We start from the raw sequence: 19,843 nt of genomic DNA on the forward strand, positions 1-19,843 counted from the left end.
GCCTGTATGTCCAATCGGCTCCAGGCGATCCTGTGCGATCGTACAGGCGAATCATGGTATCACGACTAAGTTTGTTATCGAAATTGCCCGGCCGGATGATTGGTCCATTTCGACATTGCTCCTCCACCCAACCCAGCAGACTTCACTAAAGACGGTTAAGCGTGACATTAAGTTGCTTCTTGAGGGGCTTGTTCAAAAAGGCGGCCACTGGGATCAGAACATTTTAAACCAATGAAACGGCTTCACTATCGATATGGTTGAGCATTATCAACGCGATTCAATTAGGGGTTGGGCGTATCGGATAACGGGAAAATATCAGACTGTCGAGAAAGTCCTTTTCGAATAGGCACGAGGAAATCAAAAGTAAAAACAAGGTGATCAGATCGGTTTAAATCGATTTTTCTTATAAAAGTTGAGTCCACCCACATCAAAATGCGTTATATAGAAAGCCGGATTCACATTCTACCGATTTTTCGACAGTCTGAAAACATCCGGCTATACATGTTTGAATTTATTTTTGGTATTGTAATACTCAATTCATTGATGATATAATTTAGTTGGCTTTTGGCAGCGAAAGAAGGTGATGAATTGATTGAGTCGTTTTGGAATGTCTGTCTGCTTCACGATATATCAACCCGTGATCAGTTGCTTCGCGAGGCCATTAGAGTGAAGCGGACGCAACAACTTCTGAAACAGCAACAGTTGGCCGAAACGGAGCTAATGACGGAACCCGAGAAGCTGTTTCAGTGGATGAAGGAACGCGCCTTAGACAAAGAATTAGGCCATTTTCCCGGCGATCGGGATTTATTTTATAAATTATACCATGCAGGCAAGGATATGGACTTGTTGGAATACGCCTTGCTCACCATCCAACAAGATCGTGTTACAGGGAGCATTGTCGTCCATCCTGGAATCGTCGAGCGGTTTATCGACCATTGCGAGCGACATGGTTGCAACAACATTCTGTTTGCAGAAGCTGAAAAGTATATCAAAGGACTCATTGAAACGAAATGTTACCATCGCCCAGGGACAATCACATTGTTAACGGAAAACTACATCATAGGCAGATTATTCAAAACGTATTTCGAGCCCTATTCCAATATCCGCATCGTTCAAGGGTCCATCTATCAGCCGTTGCCTGCAGAACATCAACTCGACGCGATCCTGGCGATGCCGAATTTCGGTATGAAAATGAACGATGACGAGGTTGCGGTTCGGGAATCCGAAGGCGCAGCGGCCAGCTATCTCCTTCCACTCTTGCAAGACGGCGGGAGATTGAGCGTGACCTTTCCTGCACGGATGCTGTTTCAATCCGGCGCGATCGCCAGCTGGCGGAAGCAAATGAATGATCAGGCGCCGGTGCAAACGATCCATTCGCTTCCGGACGGCTTGTTTCGTCCCTACACTTCCATCAAGACCTATCAGGTTGACTTCTGCAAAGCGCCTGTGGAAGAAGTGATCCTCGGGAGGCTCCATATGGAGAAGTCAAAGCTTGTGGGGGAACGGGAGATTGCCATCCATCCCGACCGGTTCCGAGAGCTGGATCATTGGCGAATTGAACTACTATTGGATGAAGATCAGGATACACTTCGTTCCTTCCAACAGGCGGCAACCCCGAAAGTGAAGCTGCGCGATGTGGCAGATATTTTTCGGGGAAAATCGATTCTTAAACAGGATCTAAAGCCCGGGAACATTAAGGTGCTGAATATATCCAATCTGGATGACGGCGAAGTGTTATTGGATCAGCTTGAAACGATTGACGAGGAAGAGCGGAAAGTGAAGCGTTACGAGATTCTCCCAGGCGACTTGGTTATGACGTGCCGCGGCACCGTGAACAAGCTGGCTGTGTTTCCGGAGACCCAAGGGGTAGTCATCGCCTCCTCGAATATGATCGTGATTCGATTCAAGTCGGTAATCAAGAGCCATTTTGCCAAAATGTTTCTGGAAAGCCCGGTCGGGACGGCTCTTATTCAAAGCTTCCAGCGGGGGACGACTGTAATGAATCTGAACCCGGCGGATGTGGCGGAATTGGAATTGCCGCTGATACCTGAAGACACACAGTTAGAATTAATAGAGCAATATATTCGTGAGAAGGAACGTTATAAAGAAGTCATTCGAGAAGCGGCGAACCGCTGGGAACAAGTGAAGAGCCAGTTATACGAGCAACTCTACTGAGGAGGAATTTAGGATCATGGCAACAGCGAACATTGGATTCGAGGAAAAATTATGGAGCATGGCCGATAAACTGCGCGGCAGTATGGATGCAGCGGAGTATAAGCATGTAGCTCTCGGTCTTCTATTTCTGAAATATGTGTCGGATGCATTTGAAGAAAAATATGAAGCATTGAAAAATGAACCGTATGCCGATCCGGAGGACCGGGACGAATACGTGGCAGAAAATATATTCTGGGTACCGAAAGAAGCGCGCTGGAGCCATATCAAGGATAACGCGAAGAAGCCGGAAATCGGGCAGATCATTGATAATGCGATGATTGCCATCGAGAAGGAAAATCCATCGCTGAAAGGCGTGCTGCCGAAAGATTACGCTAGGCCGGCGCTGGATAAAACTCGTCTTGGCGAAGTGATCGATTTGTTCTCGTTCAAAGTCGGCGATGAAGAAAGCCGTTCGAAGGATGTACTGGGGCGGGTATATGAGTATTTCCTTAGCAAATTCGCAAGCGCGGAAGGCAAGAACGGCGGGGAATTCTATACCCCGAACAGCGTTGTTCGCCTGCTCGTCGAGATGATACAGCCCTTCAAGGGCCGCGTATACGACCCCTGCTGTGGTTCCGGCGGCATGTTCGTTCAGAGCGAGAAGTTTGTAGAGGAGCATCAGGGGCGCATTGGCGATATCGCGGTGTACGGGCAGGAGTCGAATCCGACGACGTGGAAGTTGTGCAAAATGAACCTCGCCATTCGCGGCATCGACGGCAACCTTGGGGAGCATCACGCGGACACGTTTCACAATGATTTACATAAAAATCTGAAGGCCGATTACATCCTGGCCAATCCGCCGTTCAATATCAGCGATTGGGGCGGCGAGCGGCTGACGGAGGATACCCGTTGGGCATATGGGGTGCCTCCCGCAGGGAATGCCAACTATGCGTGGATTCAGCATATCGTGAACAAGCTTGCGCCCAGCGGCGTTGCCGGCTTCGTACTGGCGAACGGCTCCATGTCGACAAGTACGACGGCGGAGTTTGAAATTCGCAGCAAGCTGGTTAATGCCGATCTGGTCGATTGTATCGTCACCTTGCCGGGTCAATTGTTCTATTCTACGCAAATTCCGGTTTGTCTTTGGTTTATTGCCAAAAATAAAGCGCCAAAGGGCCTTCGGGACCGCCGCGGCGAAATCCTGTTTATCGATGCACGCAAAATGGGTCATATGGTGGATCGGACGCATCGTGAGTTGAGTGCCGAAGATATTCACAAGATCGCCGATACGTACCATGCGTGGCGCGGACAGACGGAAGCTGGTACGTATGAAGATGTGAAAGGTTTCTGCAAAGCAGCGAAGCTTGCTGAGGTTCAGGAGCATGAATACATCCTGACGCCAGGACGTTATGTTGGCATTGAAGAAGTAGAAGAAGACAGCGAACCGTTCGAGGATAAAATGGTGCGGTTGACATCGGAGCTGGCAGAACAGTTCGCCAAGTCCCGGCAACTAGAGGATGAAATTCGCAAGCGGTTAGGGGGGATCGGATTTGAGTTTTGAGCCATTTAATGGGGTTACGCCTCCTAATGAATGGAAGACTAGGTTGGTGAAAGATATTGCAGTTGTGAATGAAAGGTCGATCAAGAAAAGTGATCGTATTGATACAATACAGTATATTGATATTGCGGCGGTCAACCATCGTAATATAGATCAACTACAAACATTCAAACTGAACGACGCCCCTAGTCGCGCTCGTCGGATCGTGCAGGATAACGATATTTTGATTTCCACGGTTCGCCCGAATTTGAAGCACTATACCATGATTCGTAAGGCTGAACCCGATATGATTGCATCGACAGGGTTTGCAGTGATATCACCAAAGAGGGTTCATCCGGATTTTCTGTACTATTATTTGACATCGGACTCTTATACAAGATATTTGACTCAGATCGCCGAAGGGCAGACATCCGCATACCCGGCTTTTAATTCAGATATTATAGAGAACACTGTGATCTATTTGCCTCCTGAAAATGAACAATGCGAGATCGGAGAAATGCTGGCATCAGTAGACAAAAAAATCGAACTCAACAACGCCATCAACAAAAACCTTGAAGAAATGGCCCAAGCCCTTTTTAAACGATGGTTTGTGGACTTCGAGTTTCCGAATGAAAACGGCGAACCGTATAAATCCAGCGGCGGCGAGTTTGAGGAAAGCGAGTTGGGGTTGATTCCGAAGGGGTGGAAGGTCCGTACGCTTGGAGAGTTTTGTGAAATAAGTACAACTTCCATAAATCCGGCAACACTGTCTGATATCATTTTTGAACATTACAGTATTCCGGCATTTGACAGTGGTAGGTTACCAGTATTTGAATCCGGTTATGAAATAAAAAGCAATAAATATAAAGTAAGTAAGAATTCGATCCTTGTTTCTAAACTAAATCCGGAAACAAAAAGAATTTGGGATCCATATTGTTTGACGGAACATGCAATATGCTCAACTGAATTTATGAATTATATCCCTATAGAAAGTAGGCTTCGTGCATATTGCTATTCGATTTTAAATTCTGAAGGGTTCCATCAATATTTGATTGGGAATACAACAGGTTCTACGAATAGTCGCCAAAGGGTGAACCCGAAAGGGACATTGCATTATACATTCGCTTTTGGAGGGACGGATATTGCCTATACATTTAACGATTTGGTTTCAGCTATTTATAAAAAAGTTAATGAAAACACATTAGAAAATAAATATCTTGCTTCCATTCGCGACACCCTTCTCCCCAAGCTCATGTCCGGCGAGATCCGTGTCCCTGTCGAGCAGGATCATAACGATCCCGATCTGCCGATGGTTGCGGAGAGAAGCGCAAACTATCAGCCCTAATCCAAAGGAGGTGCAACATGGCCTACTATACGACGTCTTATACCGAAAGTGACTTAGAGCAGGCCGCGCTGGAATGGTTCGAAGAACTGAACTACGAGAAAGCATACGGCCCGGATATTTCTCCGGAAGGCGAGTATCCCGAACGACAGTTTTACCATGACGTCATCCTGAAAGACAGGTTGCGCGATTCGCTCATTCGTATCAACAAACATGTGCCGCGGGAAGCGATAGAGGAAGCGATCAAGGTCGTTGAAGTGCCGCGCAGTCCCAGCCTGCTGATCAATAACAAGGCGTTCCAGAAGATGATTACCGATGGGATCGACGTGCAGTATCAAGCCGCCAATGGCGAATATCCGACAGAGAAAGTATGGCTGTTCGACACCGACCCGGACCGGATCGGCAACAACGACTTTCTGGTCGTCAACCAGTTTACCGTCGTTGAAAATCAGGGAGAGAAGCGCCCGGATATCGTCGTGTTCGTAAATGGATTGCCGATCGCCGTATTTGAATTGAAAAGCGCCTCCAACGAAGAAGTCGGGATCAGCGATGCCTATAATCAAGTGCAGACGTACAAAGGCGCGATACCGTCCCTGTTCACCTACAACTCGTTTCTGGTCATCAGCGACGGCGTGAATGCGCGGGTCGGCACGTTGACAGCCAATGAAGACCGCTTTATGATGTGGCGCACGATCGACGGCGATGACGTGGCGCCCTCCTCCCTGCCCCAGCTTGAAGTGCTTGTGAAAGGAATGTTCGAGAAAAGCCGACTGCTTGATATTATCAAGCATTTCGTGCTGTTTCAGACCGATGGGGAGCATCTGTTCAAAATATTGGCGGGATACCACCAATACCACGCCACCAACAAGGCGATTGCAAGTACGGAAAGAGCGACGATGGATGATGGGGACCGCAAAATCGGCGTCATCTGGCATACGCAAGGCTCCGGCAAAAGCTTGTCCATGGTTTTCTACGCGGGAAAACTTGTCCTGACGCTGAACAACCCGACGATCGTCGTGGTGACGGACCGGAACGATCTGGACGATCAGTTGTTCAGCACGTTCAGCAAGTCGAAGGACTTGCTCAGGCAAACGCCTCAGCAAGCGGAAAATCGGACTCATTTGCGTGAGCTTTTGTCAGTGGAGTCGGGCGGGATCATTTTCACAACGGTCCACAAGTTCACCCCCGATGAAAATGAAGACAAGTATCCTGTACTTACGGAACGCCGCAATGTGATTGTGATTGCGGACGAGGCGCATCGCAGCCAGTACGGGTTTCAGGCGGATATGGTCGCCGGGGACGACGAAGCGGCCATTAAGTATGGCTATGCCAAGTATATGCGCGATGCGTTGCCGAACGCTTCTTATATTGGCTTTACCGGAACGCCGGTCGAACTGACAGACAAAAATACGCCTGCCGTTTTCGGTGACTACATCGATATTTACGATATGACCCGAGCCGTAGAAGACGGAACCACGGTCAGAATTTATTATGAAAGCCGCATTGCCCGCCTAGATTTGTCGGAGGCGGAGCTCCCGGTCATTGACAGCGAGTATGAGGATATTACGGAGTACCAGGAGTACACGCAGCGGGAGCGTCTGAAGTCGCGTTGGGCCAGGCTTGAAGCGTTGGCCGGTGCAGAGAAACGGGTCAGGAAAGTCGCGCAGGATGTCGTCGAACATTTCGAGCAACGGCAGAAAGCCGGCTTCGGCAAAGCGATGATTGTTGTGATGTCGCGGCGGATCGCCATCGATATGTACAGAGCGATTGTTGCACTCCGGCCGGATTGGCACAGCGATGATGATAACGAAGGCAAAATCAAAATCGTCATGACCGGAAGTTCCAGCGATCCGGAGGAGTGGCAACCGTTTATCGGCAACAAGCGGCGACGCGAACATCTCGCGAAGCGGATGAAAGATGTGAACGATCCGCTTCAGATCGTCATTGTCCGTGATATGTGGCTGACCGGTTTTGACGTGCCGAGCATGAATACGATGTACATCGACAAGCCGATGAAAGGCCATAATCTGATGCAGGCGATCGCCCGCGTGAATCGGGTATTCCGCGACAAGCCGGGCGGTCTGATCGTCGATTATATCGGAATTGCGGACTTGCTGAAATCGGCGCTTCAACAATATACGGAAAATGACCGAAAAACTGCTGGTATCGATACAGACCAAGCCGTTGACTTTATGCTGGAAAGGCTGCAGCTCATCCGCGAATTGCTTCATGGGTATGACTACAGTAAATTCGCTTCGGAGAAAGCAGCCGAACGGATGAAGGCCATTGTTGAGACGGTCGATTACGTACTTGGATTAGGTGAAGAGAGCAAGCGGAACTTCCTGAATTGGACGACGGAATTGGCAAGAGCCTTCTCGCTCTGCGCGACGACTCCCGCCGCGGAGGAAGTCAATGTCGAAATCAGTTTCTTCAAAGCGGTTAAATCTGGTATAATTAAGCTGATAACAGACGAAAACAAGAGAAAAACGACGAAAGAACTCGATGCCGAGTTGAATCAGCTCATCTCGAAATCGGTCGTATCCGATGAAGTTGTCGATATTCTGGAAGCTGTAGGCTTGCAGAAACCGAACATTGCGATACTTTCGGATGAGTTTCTCGAACATGTGCGCGGGTTGAAGCAGAAAAATCTGGCTGTGGAACTTCTCCGCAGGCTGCTTCAGGGGAAAGTGAAGGCCGTTTCCCGAACCAGTATTGTGCAATCGAAGAAATTTTCCGAGATGCTGGAGGAAGCCATTCGGAAATACAACAATCGTACAATCGAGACGACGCAGGTTATCGAAGAACTGATCCAGATGGCTAAAGAAATGAACGCAGCCGTCAAGCGCGGCGAAGATCTCGGTCTGATCAAGGAAGAGCTGGCTTTCTATGATGCGCTCGCTTCGAATGAATCGGCCAAGGAACTTATGGGCGATCTCATGCTGAAGCAGATTGCACATGAGCTGACCCAAGCGATCAAGAGCAACATTAAGGTCGACTGGACGCTTCGTGAGAATGTACGTGCTCAGATGCGAATTACCGTCAAGCGGCTGTTGAAGAAATACGGTTACCCGCCGGATCTGGAAAAGATGGCCATTGATCTGGTGCTTCAGCAAGCTGAATTGATGGCACAGGCGGAGACGGAAGAGTTTAAATATTAACGGACATCAAAGGCGTAGGACATCAAGTTTGACTGTTTCTACGCCATTTTTTTGAGAGGTGAGAATGTGCCGGGATGTTATCGGATATTAGCTATAGACGGCGGAGGTATTAAAGGTCTTTATTCTGCTGTAATTCTAGAAGAGATTGAAAAAGTATACGGACCTGTGTATCAGAATTTCAATCTCATATGCGGCACATCAACTGGGGGAATTATTGCACTTGCATTGGCATCTGGCATGCCAGCGTCAGACATTGTGAGATTCTATAAAGAAAAAGGACCTTCTATATTTCCATATCAAAATCCATTCTATCGAAAGATTCATTATTTTAAACAAATATTGATCAAATCAAAGTATTCGAGCAATCAACTAAAATTGGCGCTCGAAGAAGTATTCCAGGATAAAAAAATAGAAGATTGCAAGACAAGTGTATTAATTCCAACAGTTAATGTTACCACAGGGTCACCTTATGTATTTAAATCAGACCACCAACCAAATTTAACAAGGGATAGTAAACGTCTCTTATCCGAAGTCGCACTTGCAACTACTGCTGCTCCCACTTACTTTCCGATTGTAGAGCTGCAAACAAAAGAGGGTCCGCAACAATTTGTTGATGGTGGACTCTGGGCCAATAACCCATCTTTATTGGGGATGCAAGAATATTTTACATACTACCTTAACAAAGGGTTTGATTCCTACTGTCTATTATCAATTTCATCTTTAAATGAGCACGCGAGATTTCCAGAGCCGCATAAGGTGTGGAAATCGAAATCGTTCAGTAGTTGGGGGAATAAGTTAATTTCCACTATGATCGATACACAGAGTTTCGCTGTCGACAATCACATGAAATTTATAACAAAATACTTACCGGGTCACTATGTTCGAATAACTAGTATAGAATTATCGGATCAAGAAAAAAAGTATATTGAGTTAGACCGTGCTTGTCCTGCCGCAATCAGCATTATGCTTGATAAAGGTGTTCAAGCGAGTAAAAAATGGCTGTTTGAAGATTCGGTCAGAAAAATCTTTGAATATCATAATCAGGAGGACGAGAAGTATGTCAAATTGTCATGACTTGTTCATTAAATTTCATGATGATGAAATCTATCTTAAATCTGACAAAAAAGAAAGTTTACGAACATCCAGGAATGCGTTGCGGGATAAAATTAAGAAGTATTTTTCTGAAGAATTAGATGTGAAAAAGCCCAAGTTTTATGGCCAGGGCTCATACATGATGAATACTACGGTAACTCCTATTGATGGTGAATATGATATTGATGACGGCATATATTTGGAACACTTAAAGAACTCCGATGAGGGCGATTGGCCTACCCCATCAACTGTTCATAGCTGGATTGTTAAGGCCACAAAAGGCCATACCAGTGAGGAACCTGTAGATAAAAATACGTGTGTCAGGGTTATATATAAAGCAAATTACCACGTCGATTTACCGATTTACATCAAAAAAGACGACCAAAGTCCAAAGCTCGCACACAAATCTAAAGGATGGATTACCAGTGACCCCAAGGCTTTAACCGATTGGTTTAAGGGTGAAGTTCAAATAAAAGGAGACCAATTAAAGAGACTGGTTCGGTATCTGAAAGCATGGAAGGATTATAAGGAGAGCGATACCAAGTTTCCAAGTGGAATGATCCTGACAATACTTGCAGCCAATCATTTTGTAAGCGATTATCCTGATGAAGACGATGCAGCATTGGTAGCAACAGCAAAGGAAATTCATAACACGCTTTCTGAATCGTTTTCTTTAGTTAGGCCAGTAGTACCTGGCGAGGAACTCTTTGATAACTGGTCAGAAACGAGAAGATCAAATTTCCTGAACAAGCTTGAAGATCTTATCAAAAAAGGTGGGGAAGCTTTAGAAAATCAGGATAAAACCGAGGCTTCAAAGAAGTGGAGAAAAATTTTCGGTTCACGATTCCCTGAATATCAACCACCCAAAGATGAGAATAAAGGGAGTAATTCTGCCATTCAAACCAATTCGGCAGCAGTTTTAGGTAACCATGGAAGATCTGCGTAAACTTGAGGAATATTATGATGGAGTGTTACAGCTAGTAACACTCCATCTTATAAATTCATACGGCGCTGTAGAAGAAACCGACAAGGAATTTAATGATCGAAATTATCCTAAAGCATTTAGGATTAAATTGAATGAAGAAAGTATAGAAATAATAATCGCGATCCCATATAATTATCCAGACTCTTTTCCGAAAGTAGTTATTCCCGAACCGTATTTCTCAGAGCTTTACCCAATTCCGCATTTAGATGCGGAACAAGTCCTATGCACATTTGATTCCGATCAAGCTCATCCAAATGCGGTTGACCCAATAGGTGTGATAAAAGAAATTATTCAAAAGGCTCAACAACTCATCTACACCGGGAAGAACAAACTAAATATTACGGAATACATGGATGAATTCGAAAGTTATTGGGGACAGGAATCGACTAATCAATATTTGTCACTTATTAAATTGACTGATGACCCCAAAATCATTGAAGCCATAAGCTTCCACCATCCTTCTTGGGGTAATCAACTATTGTTCGCCGATTCAAGAGTCGATGGGCAAAGATGGATACTGCAAGTTGGCGGGAAAATATATGATAAGCGGAAAAAGGCTCTCTACCTTCCATTACAATCTATTGGAATTCCACCATTTCCAAGGAACAACCGCGAACTATTGCAGAGACTCAGAAGCTTTTCTCGTGATTCGCTAAAGACACTCTTGAAATTCTTGGATAGAGATAATAGGCCTAGTACAATTGTTTTTTCCATCCCTTATGGTAGCAGCAAAGTTATTGGAGTATGGGAACATGGGGAGAATATTTTAATTTCTACCTCAGCATTTAAAGGCAAGAAGAAAAAGAAGACAGGATTGAAGGGGTTCAGGCCTGGCAGAAAAAATGCACTACTTGAATTGACGAGGGATTTCGGAGATCTTAAGTTATTGAAGCATACCATTAAAAGAGTTGATAAAGATTATTTATTTATTCGTGGCGGAGACGGAAATGTCGAGAGTGGGTTAAGAGTCGGAATAGTCGGATGTGGGTCAGTTGGAAGTCATATTGCACGTTCTTTAGCGGATATTGGTGTTGAAGAGTTTCTTTTTGTTGATAAGGATATATTAACTTTTGACAATATAGCTCGACATGTTTGCGGAGCAAGTGATGTTGGAAAGAAAAAAGTTGACGCTCTGCAAAAGATGATTACGTCACATTTTCCAAATTGTGAAGTCGCTTGCTACCCGGAAGATATATTAAAATTGCTTGTCAGTTATGAATCCATACTGAACAATTGTGATTTTTCAGTTGTCGCGGTAGGACATCTCCCCACAGAGTTTCGCATTAATAAACTAATTCAAGAGCGAATAATTGAAAAGCCTATATTATTCGTTTGGGTTGAACCTTATCTGGCGGGGGCGCATGCAGTTTGGGTCGACCCAACTAAAAATGGCTGTTTTCAATGTTTGTTTGATGAACAACACCGTTTCATTCAAAGCGTACTCTTTAATCCAGGTGAATTTACAAAAAGAGAAGCTGGTTGCCAAAGCACATTCGTTCCGTATGGCGCACTAGAATTAAAAAGATTCATTAACGATTTAATGCTTTTTCTTCGAGATGCTTTGTCTGGTAAAGTGCAGGAGAATACTATATTTACCTGGCTAGGTAACTTAAAGGAACAAAGACTAAACAAGAGAAAAATATCTTCAATGTGGGTTGCGGCGGACAGCTATTCCGTTCGCATTCGTACAATCAGGGAACGAACAAATTGCAAAGGTTGCTCGAACTAAATGGAATATATATTTGGAGATAAATTGGTAAAGTTTACGGATGAGGTTGTTGACATACTCAATTCGTATAGACAAGTCAAGAAAAAGCAACACGAAGCAGGCGGTATCCTTCTGGGCCGAATATTTGACGATCAAATTATTATACAACAAATTACGACTCCGGGTCCTGGTGATAAATCAGGACGGTATTTTTTTGAACGGAATGTAAAAAGAGCCCAGTGGTTCGTAGATTTAGCGTGGAGATCTTCTAATGGAGAGGTAATATACTTAGGCGAATGGCATACCCACCCTGAGCCTGTACCTAGACCATCTTCAGTTGATCGAAAATTAATAACTAACATGCTACGTGATTCCAAGATGAGCATAGATTTCCTCTTTTTGGTTATAGTAGGGACAGAAGAAAAGTATGTTGCTGTGCAATTTGTTGGAAGTGATACTTCGCTAAAACAACTAGAACAACGCATCTCAGTCTAATGCTTTATTTTCATCGAGCACCTGACCCATCAAGCCCCGCAGCCAAAACCGAAATTTGGGTGCCGATTAAATAGTCAAAAATAGCCCGTTATCATTGATTTCACAATGAATATTCCAATAAGATGCGCGATAATGACCCTGATTATATGTCGGGGTCATTAGGAGGTAACGATGAATACTCATTCTGAAAACTTAAGAGTAGAATGCGCCGAAAATTGTGGGAATGCGCCGAAAAAAGAACTTCTTAGAGATCTCAGCATCGCTTTTGCCAAACTTGAAGTAGACTTTTGTATGACATGGGTGACGGATGATATCGTTTGGGAAGTCATAGGAGATCACATCAAGCGAGGAAAAGCCGATTTTGAAAAAGCACTGAATCACATGAATAATCGAAAAGTTCAACAATTACACATCCACAACATCATCACCCACGGAAACGCGGGTTCAGTAAATGGAATTTTAGCATTCCATGATCAGCAAAGGTTTGCTTTTTGTGATGTATATAATTTCAGAGGTTTTGGGAGAAATGCAAAAATAAAGACGATTACATCGTATTTCATTCAAATTTCTTAAACCGAAATAATGCTATAGTCATGTTGTCTATTATATGATGACGATTGAAATCAGAATATGTAACAGAAGAGATCAAACTTATGATGTCACTACCTGCTCTGATTCTTAGCTTTTTCCGGAAGCGATTTACAGAACAAACATTTAACAATTCATGATTTGAACTAACATTTAGAAAAAGACAAGCGTAGCGATTTAGCAAATAATCGTTTAGAATGGAGTCATAATCCGAAAGCATCGGTCAAAGTAACCTCGGGAGAGTTTTCCCCGGGGTTACTTTGTTTTTAGCTATAAACATTTTGTACGTTCATTTGAAACGGCCGCCCATACAGCACCTGCTGATCGGCGTCAAACAAATTCCGGTAAACCACTTGTCCGCGAGTGGGTGAAGCATCGACGACCTTGCCGTTTCCGGCATAGATGCCAACATGGGTAATGTCCATAAACCGACCATTGCTGGCATAGCTCCAAAAGACCAAATCGCCCGGAGCCAAATCTTCAAAACGGATTGTCCACCCGTTATCGACACAATGTCTGGCTTGTTCAGCCGCCGTCCGCGGCAACTGAATGCTCAACTGCCGGTACACCCATTGAACAAGATAACTGCAATCTGTATAGCGGTCTTGCCCGGCCAAAACTTGACTGTATGGATCGCCCAAGCGAGTCAATGCCAAGCGGACAGCTTCACCGCCCCATTCCCCTTTCGGCAGATCGTGATAAACGATTTCAAGCTGCTCAGTCGTTAACCCAACATCCATATCTTTACCGAGAAGCGCGAACATGAGCGGGCGGAACTCCGCCGACAACATTTCATGCATGATCTCTCTTTGTTCGATTGTAAAGTCATAGATGTCGGCCTGCTGCCCAGCAGTGTGACTGGCAACTGTAATGTGCAACACCGACTCATACCAGGTAATCGTTTCCTCACTCGTGCTCCCATCTTCATGTTCCACCGTAATCGTTTCCCTGTGTTCAATCGTTTCCACGTAAGAGTCCAGTTCATTCATGTCCCAAAAGACGGAGCGAATCACATCCACCCGAGTGGCGTCCAGTGTGGCTACGTCCATGCCGTTTTCGCTGTCCATTACGGTACGAACCGCAAAGACCGCGATGACGTCCATCCAGTTATCGACGCGAGTATTATCAGCGCTTCCGAGATAATGGATTTCTACACGATCCACTGAGCCTGCATCCCGACGTATGTCCTCCAGTCGGACAGCAAATTCGTTGTCCATGTCTTGTACGATGTCAGAAAGCGGCAATACATCGCTATCCGTATTATCACTGGAGACAAAGATGCCAAAAGGAGATGATACAACCGCAGCAACAGCCATCATGATGCATAGCAAGATGATCACCGTACCGCTAACACCTAAAAGAGCGATCATGCCTTTGGCGAGTACCGCAGTCATTTTGGCCGCTACACGAATCATGCGAATGTTCCATCTGGCAACCGCTCGCAGCCGTTGCTTTGAACGGTGCGTGGTCATCAATCGAAAGGCTGCTTTTTGCGCTTCCCTGGCTTTATGTTTCATCCTATCTGTTGGATTATGGACCTGTCCTTTTTCTTGGCTAGACTGATGAATCGGCTTTACTGAATGGGAAAGCACCTTGATGACTTTGCCGCCCGTTTTGACACGCCCGGATACACCTGCATGCGGCTTCACCAGCTTATGAGCGGAAGAACGAACGGGGGCGGGATTTCGTTTCCTCCCGATTGTCATTTCGCCGGGTTGTAGCCTCGAACGTTTGTCACGAGAACGCACGGTAGTCTTGAATAGGGTGTTCGTGGTCGTGACACGCTTCTCGACAGGTTTTGACATCTGGTTTGACTGGGTTTCACTTTTAGCTTGAGCTTGGGGTTGTTGAGCTTGTCTCCGACTAACAATTCTGGCTCGCACCATTCGATGAATATAGCGTTGCTTCCCTATCACTGTTTCGGAAAACAAAGGATATTTCCCGCCAACAGGCTTCCGCAAACGCAACGGACGCTTGGTTTGGGAAAATGAATGTACAGCCTGACGATTATCTCTTCCTTGTATGGCACCTGTTGAATGGGCGGACAGCGCTTGTTGTTTATCGGAAACAAGCGAACGTTTGCTTGCTTGAATGCCGCTTTGCTTACCTGAACGCCGACCGCTTGACGTTTCCCCCGATTGCTGAGGCATGGTTTCTTTCTCCTTCTCCGTCCCTATCAAGCGCTCCCGTTTTTTCCGAAGAAGACGAATTGCTCCTTTGCTCACACCTGAACTGATGCGCATCCCGTTGCGCAGCGTGGTCTTTGCCGCCCTCACGGATTGGTTTTGCGCGTGTACCACAGAGCAACCTGTAGATTCCGATTCATGACGATTAGATGACCTATGTTTAGAACGCACATCGACAGGCTTTGCTTTTTCCATCAATTTGGAGAATCGATCCAGCTTCTTAATATTCTTCACCCGTGTTCTTGTCTTGATGTCCTTCATCAAGGTTGCCCTCCTGGCATTGCCATTAACGGGTTGGACCGTTCATGCGTTGGGGAACCCGGTCGTGGCTCCTGCAATATTCCGGATAACGCAAGCGAATCGCCTCAAAGAAATAAGGCGCATAACGACAATCAAACAACTCGTGCGGCGTGGAATCCCGTTCCTGCTGTTCTTCTGCCCATCCGTTCCACAGATTAAAGGCCAAGCGGCTTGCTCGAAGGGAAGTACCTGTTTGCCAGGAGGCCTTTAAACCTTTCGGTCGGATGCTGTCGTTTGAAAAGTCAAACAGGTCCTGAATATGCGTCCTCGTTTCTCGCGTCAAGCCTAACGTGTAAAACAACGCACGATGATAGGCATCTTGGCGATGAAAACGGCTCAGCATATCACCGTAAAACTTTTCGTGTTCCACATCACAAAACATACCGGGAAACATAACTCTAGCACTCCTTTCATAGTAGGCGACGATTAGTCATAATAGCCGCCAATCGTCGCCTTGAACATCATCCTCTACCAGCCCTTTCATTTTTGGGACAAAATCGGACCCTATGATTCAAAATCACTTATTCCCGAGAAATTGTTTCAACTTCTTCAGCCCGCTTTCGATGGACTTGCGCACAGCCTTTTCATCCACCTGCTCTACACGAGCGATAGCGACCTTACTCATTCCTAGGAAATAATGTGCGTAAATACGTCGAAACGACTTTTTCGGCAATCGACACATCGCTGCGTAAAGCTCTCTTCGAAAGGCCATTTCTTCATACTCCGTTTCAGTAGAACGAGAAGGAAACAGAATATCGTTTTCGATGCCATCGTTTCGATCCAGAGAGTAATATGCCCGATGGCGATAAGCGCGCAATTTATAAGCGCTTTCAAGCAACTCGAAACGTCGCATCTCCTGTACGATCTCCTCATCCACCTCGATCCAGACATCCGTTTGATAGAAAGGATACATATCGCGAAGATTGATTTTTTTCATTCTCATCCCTCTCCCTTGCTTTGATTGCCAAGCAAGCCAAAACAAGGAGGAGGTGAACGGCAGCCTGTGCCGCCTTTAAACTTGATGCGTAATAAAGAAAAACAAAAAAGACCCTCCGAGAGTACACACAAAGGGTCCGAACTTTGATCCACTGAACGTGTAACACCATTCTGCAAGCATGGCAAACGCGTCAGCGGCACATCTTCAATGAGCCTGATAGCGAATTCAGCTAGGGCCTGTTCTCTGGCAGCACGAGCTGCACGCGACTTGATATTAACCAACAATATCAACTCCCGCTCTCATGGCAACACCATGATGAGAAGCAAGCCCTGTTGTTCAGTTATGTATGCAGATTAGGTGCTACCATCCGTATTTTGAAACAACTCCTCTCAATGGGAAACAGACTAACCCGACAGTCGTAGGACTAGAGTAATTTAAATAGTCTTGTAGTCGTGCGCTAGCGATAGAATAGTAAAATATACCTTTACTCTTCATATTAAGCCCTGGTCAATTCTTTTTCTGCACGCCGGAATGACTTCCATCTCCAATTAACCATCACTCAATTAGCCAGCAAGTACCACTTGTCTCAGACGGCTGTAACCAGTCGAATCTACATACATTGGCAAGCAGCTGATGAAGCATCTCATCAGCCGCTTGCCGAGGGTTTACAGCGATTCTCCCGGTTTCGTGGTCATCAAACGGTAAAGTTTTGTATGCCGTGGAAAGCTATCTGTAAATGGCACGAGAGAACTGCCGACCTTTAACAGCCCATTCCCTGCATCGACGTTTGTAATATAAGAAAGCTGGAGATCCGAAATATTAAGCAGTTCCGCCAACTCCTTGCGATCCGTACTAGCCTGATTCAGCATCACGATAAATTCGCTATTGGCCAGCATCGTTCGGGCCGTATGACTTTGCAACAAATCATCCACGTTTTGCGTAATCCCCGTACAAAAAGCGCCATACTTTCGGACACGTTTCCATAACGTGAACAAAAAGTTGGCGCTGTACTCGTGTTGGAAAAGCAGATAAATTTCATCGATGAAGATAAACGTGTTTTTCCCCTTGGCGCGATTTTGTGTAATTCGATTCAGAATGCTGTCCAATACAACCAGCATGCCAATCGGCAACAGTTGCTTGCCCAAATCCAAAATATCATAGCAGATCAGCCGGTTATGAACGTTGACGTTAGTCGGCTGGGCGAACGTATTCAAGCTGCCAGCGGTAAACAGTTCAATCGCCAGCGCGATGTCCTGCGCCTCCGGCTCGGATTGCTTGAACAGTTCCGCTCGAAAATCCTGTAAGGTAGGCGGTTGCCCTTTGTAATTGCTTTGCAGATATTTTCGATACACACTGGCCGTGCAACGGTCAATAATCGACTTTTCCTTCGCTCCCAACTGATAACCGCCGATCAGTTGCTCGCATAACGAAAGAACAAATTCGGATTTTAAAATGATCGGATTTGCTCCGTCACCGTATTGCCGGTTTATATCCATCGCATTGATATGATTAGGTGACGTGGCCGAGATATGAATGGTCTCTCCGCCTAGCGCTTCTACTAGGGCGGAATATTCACGTTCCGGGTCAATCAGAATAATGTCATCGCCGCTGGCCAGTATTTGATTGACGATTTCTCTTTTTGCCGTAAAGCTTTTTCCGGAGCCCGATACCCCCAAAATAAAGCTGTTTCCATTGAGCAACTGCTTGCGATTGGCAATGAGCATATTTTTATTGATGACGTTTTGTCCGTAGTAAATACCGCCTTCATGCATGATTTCCTGCGCCCGAAACGGGATAAACACCGCTGTGCTTTCTGTCGTCAACGTTCTCAAAGCATGTACTTTCCGTAAACCATAAGGCAACACGGTATTTAGACCGTCCATCTGCTGGTACATAAGAGGCGAGAATTGACACAGATGTTTGCGGGCCGTCGTCAATATCGCTTCGGTATCGTTGTCGAGTTGCTCCTTGCTTTCGGCCACATGCACCATCGTCAATAAGCCAAACATCATGCGTTGGTCGCGAGTCGTCAGGTCATCCAGAAATTCCTTGCTCTCTTTTCGCTGCTGCTCCATGTCATACGGGATAACGGCGGAGAAGTTGTTGTTATTGTTTTGCCGCCGCTGCCAGTTCGTAATATTCGTCTCTACGCCCAACAAACGGTTTTCGATTTCGCGAACCGCCTCATCCGTTGGTATCGGAATGATGTCAAGGGACAGAAATAGGTTGCGATGCAGGTCGCAAAGCTCGGATACCATACTGTCCTTGATATAGCTGGCATACTCACGCAGGAAGATGACCCGGCCATAAAGCTTCCCCATCCGAAAATGATCCTTTTCAAACTCAAACGTATTCGGACAAATATAATCTTTGAAATCATGTCCTTTGCGCATCGTTTCCGACAAGTCGAAACGAAAGTCCGTTTCCTCTCCCTGGCGGAAGAAATGGTGAAAAATACGCAGCCGCTCAGTGGCGTTCAGTTCCGTACATTTGGAGCCGAGACGAGAAAAATGGGCGATCAGATCGGTCCCAACTCGAGAAAAATAATGCCGGGCTTCTTCGATATTGGGTTTGGCAATGGATATCGTTATATACTTCTCTTGAATCGTACCGTTGGCCCCAACGGATTTTTCCAGCAGCATCTGATTATACTCTTGTCGATATTCGTCCAGCTCATCTTGCTGAAGCGGAATGAAGACCGAACTTTCAAAATCCGCTCGATTCAGCCTCCGGTTATGGATGGTGATTTTCGTTGTCGCCCCGCTATCAAAGGAATTGAGCAATTCGGAATACGACAGGAACATCGCTTCCTTATCTTCGCGGGAGGCGACGGAATAATTGATGTCCTCGAAGCGATACGTCTTGGAAAACTTGTTGCCAACTAAAAAAATCCCGTCCGCCCAAATAGAGCGAATCGGGATCACTTGTTGTACGCCTTTCGGTATAACAAATCGTTCCTTATCCTGCTTGATGATACGACTTAACGTCTTAATCATGGCGCTTCATTCCTTTTTCATACTGCTCTATGGTCTTGCTTAACGCCGCCGCATACGTGTTCGTCGAGTGGAAGACCAAGCGCCGCGGCATTAAAAATTCCGATTTGATATACGCCCATAGCAATTGCTCGGCATTCATACCGTGGTACCGGATAAAGCCCAGGGCGGCGAAGGGGGCCGCACCTAAGACGCATACCCAACTGAGTGTCTCAATGCCGAAACGACTGCGCAGCATAAAGTACAGCGCTATCGCCACACCTACGGCCAAAACAGAAAAAAAGAACTGTCGCAAGGACAGTCCAAAAAAGATGCTTTCCGTATATTCCCGGATCTCCCGGTTGATTTTCACTTCCACATGTCATCCC

At 45.8% G+C, this 19,843-nt stretch carries 15 protein-coding genes; 9 read left to right on the top strand and 6 right to left on the bottom strand.

Going from position 1 to position 19,843, the window contains the following annotated elements; all coding sequences use genetic code 11:
* Positions 1-666 precede the first annotated feature (666 nt).
* The 9 genes from LQ229_RS14015 to LQ229_RS14055 all read left to right on the top strand — a co-directional run bounded on the left by LQ229_RS14015 (position 667) and on the right by LQ229_RS14055 (position 13,044).
* Positions 667-2,175, top strand: a complete 1,509-nt coding sequence (locus LQ229_RS14015) for a restriction endonuclease subunit S (RefSeq protein WP_230192079.1) — start codon at positions 667-669, stop codon at positions 2,173-2,175.
* Positions 2,176-2,191: 16 nt separating this feature from the next.
* Positions 2,192-3,715, top strand: a complete 1,524-nt coding sequence (locus tag LQ229_RS14020; protein WP_213595431.1) for a class I SAM-dependent DNA methyltransferase — start codon at positions 2,192-2,194, stop codon at positions 3,713-3,715.
* The gene (locus LQ229_RS14025) at positions 3,705-5,036 is read left to right on the top strand and encodes a restriction endonuclease subunit S (RefSeq protein WP_230192080.1); all 1,332 of its coding nucleotides are present in this window, start codon (positions 3,705-3,707) and stop codon (positions 5,034-5,036) included. The genes LQ229_RS14020 and LQ229_RS14025 overlap by 11 nt, the downstream gene beginning before the upstream one ends.
* Before the next feature lie 17 nt (positions 5,037-5,053).
* Entirely contained in the window at positions 5,054-8,191 is a 3,138-nt protein-coding gene (locus tag LQ229_RS14030; protein ID WP_230192081.1) for a type I restriction endonuclease subunit R, read from the top strand.
* A 51-nt stretch (positions 8,192-8,242) separates the two neighbouring features.
* Positions 8,243-9,265 carry a CBASS cGAMP-activated phospholipase gene (locus LQ229_RS14035; protein WP_230192082.1) on the top strand — a complete coding sequence of 341 codons (1,023 nt, stop codon included), beginning with the start codon at positions 8,243-8,245 and terminating at the stop codon, positions 9,263-9,265.
* Positions 9,249-10,229 (top strand): cyclic GMP-AMP synthase DncV-like nucleotidyltransferase, encoded by a 981-nt coding sequence (locus tag LQ229_RS14040; protein ID WP_230192083.1) that lies wholly within the window; start codon positions 9,249-9,251, stop codon positions 10,227-10,229. Before LQ229_RS14035 ends, LQ229_RS14040 begins: the two co-directional genes overlap by 17 nt.
* Positions 10,213-11,997: a ThiF family adenylyltransferase gene (locus tag LQ229_RS14045; protein WP_230192084.1), complete on the top strand. Its 1,785-nt coding sequence runs from the start codon at positions 10,213-10,215 to the stop codon at positions 11,995-11,997. Before LQ229_RS14040 ends, LQ229_RS14045 begins: the two co-directional genes overlap by 17 nt.
* Positions 11,998-12,471: a Mov34/MPN/PAD-1 family protein gene (locus LQ229_RS14050; protein ID WP_010274523.1), complete on the top strand. Its 474-nt coding sequence runs from the start codon at positions 11,998-12,000 to the stop codon at positions 12,469-12,471.
* 171 nt (positions 12,472-12,642) lie between these two features.
* Entirely contained in the window at positions 12,643-13,044 is a 402-nt protein-coding gene (locus LQ229_RS14055; RefSeq protein WP_230192085.1) for a hypothetical protein, read from the top strand.
* Between the two features lie 281 nt (positions 13,045-13,325).
* Here LQ229_RS14055 and LQ229_RS14060 read toward each other — a convergent pair whose 3' ends face one another.
* The 6 genes from LQ229_RS14060 to LQ229_RS14085 all read right to left on the bottom strand — a co-directional run bounded on the left by LQ229_RS14060 (position 13,326) and on the right by LQ229_RS14085 (position 19,833).
* Positions 13,326-15,506, bottom strand: a complete 2,181-nt coding sequence (locus LQ229_RS14060) for an NlpC/P60 family protein (RefSeq protein ID WP_230192086.1) — start codon at positions 15,504-15,506, stop codon at positions 13,326-13,328.
* Between the two features lie 25 nt (positions 15,507-15,531).
* Positions 15,532-15,939 carry a DUF6075 family protein gene (locus tag LQ229_RS14065; RefSeq protein ID WP_054819558.1) on the bottom strand — a complete coding sequence of 136 codons (408 nt, stop codon included), beginning with the start codon at positions 15,937-15,939 and terminating at the stop codon, positions 15,532-15,534.
* 123 nt (positions 15,940-16,062) lie between these two features.
* Positions 16,063-16,482 (bottom strand): RNA polymerase subunit sigma-24, encoded by a 420-nt coding sequence (locus LQ229_RS14070; RefSeq protein WP_054819557.1) that lies wholly within the window; start codon positions 16,480-16,482, stop codon positions 16,063-16,065.
* A gap of 2 nt (positions 16,483-16,484) precedes the next feature.
* Positions 16,485-16,763: a hypothetical protein gene (locus LQ229_RS14075; RefSeq protein ID WP_230192087.1), complete on the bottom strand. Its 279-nt coding sequence runs from the start codon at positions 16,761-16,763 to the stop codon at positions 16,485-16,487.
* Between the two features lie 384 nt (positions 16,764-17,147).
* Positions 17,148-19,478: a VirB4-like conjugal transfer ATPase, CD1110 family gene (locus LQ229_RS14080; protein ID WP_230192088.1), complete on the bottom strand. Its 2,331-nt coding sequence runs from the start codon at positions 19,476-19,478 to the stop codon at positions 17,148-17,150.
* Positions 19,471-19,833 carry a PrgI family protein gene (locus LQ229_RS14085; protein WP_036623479.1) on the bottom strand — a complete coding sequence of 121 codons (363 nt, stop codon included), beginning with the start codon at positions 19,831-19,833 and terminating at the stop codon, positions 19,471-19,473. Before LQ229_RS14085 ends, LQ229_RS14080 begins: the two co-directional genes overlap by 8 nt.
* Between the last annotated feature and the right edge of the window lie 10 nt (positions 19,834-19,843).

Origin of the sequence: Paenibacillus sp. CECT 9249 (genome assembly GCF_918697855.1) — a bacterium.
GTDB lineage: Bacteria > Bacillota > Bacilli > Paenibacillales > Paenibacillaceae > MSJ-34.

What these genes read in the sequence shown, in the direction of transcription:
- LQ229_RS14020 (WP_213595431.1), top strand. Translation starts at nt 2,192, where the DNA reads ATGGCAACAGCGAACATTGGATTCGAGGAAAAATTATGGAGCATGGCC.
- LQ229_RS14030 (WP_230192081.1), top strand. Translation starts at nt 5,054, where the DNA reads ATGGCCTACTATACGACGTCTTATACCGAAAGTGACTTAGAGCAGGCC.
- LQ229_RS14040 (WP_230192083.1), top strand. Translation starts at nt 9,249, where the DNA reads ATGTCAAATTGTCATGACTTGTTCATTAAATTTCATGATGATGAAATC.
- LQ229_RS14045 (WP_230192084.1), top strand. Translation starts at nt 10,213, where the DNA reads ATGGAAGATCTGCGTAAACTTGAGGAATATTATGATGGAGTGTTACAG.
- LQ229_RS14050 (WP_010274523.1), top strand. Translation starts at nt 11,998, where the DNA reads ATGGAATATATATTTGGAGATAAATTGGTAAAGTTTACGGATGAGGTT.
- LQ229_RS14055 (WP_230192085.1), top strand. Translation starts at nt 12,643, where the DNA reads ATGAATACTCATTCTGAAAACTTAAGAGTAGAATGCGCCGAAAATTGT.
- LQ229_RS14060 (WP_230192086.1), bottom strand. Translation starts at nt 15,506, where the DNA reads ATGAAGGACATCAAGACAAGAACACGGGTGAAGAATATTAAGAAGCTG.
- LQ229_RS14065 (WP_054819558.1), bottom strand. Translation starts at nt 15,939, where the DNA reads ATGTTTCCCGGTATGTTTTGTGATGTGGAACACGAAAAGTTTTACGGT.
- LQ229_RS14070 (WP_054819557.1), bottom strand. Translation starts at nt 16,482, where the DNA reads ATGAAAAAAATCAATCTTCGCGATATGTATCCTTTCTATCAAACGGAT.
- LQ229_RS14080 (WP_230192088.1), bottom strand. Translation starts at nt 19,478, where the DNA reads ATGATTAAGACGTTAAGTCGTATCATCAAGCAGGATAAGGAACGATTT.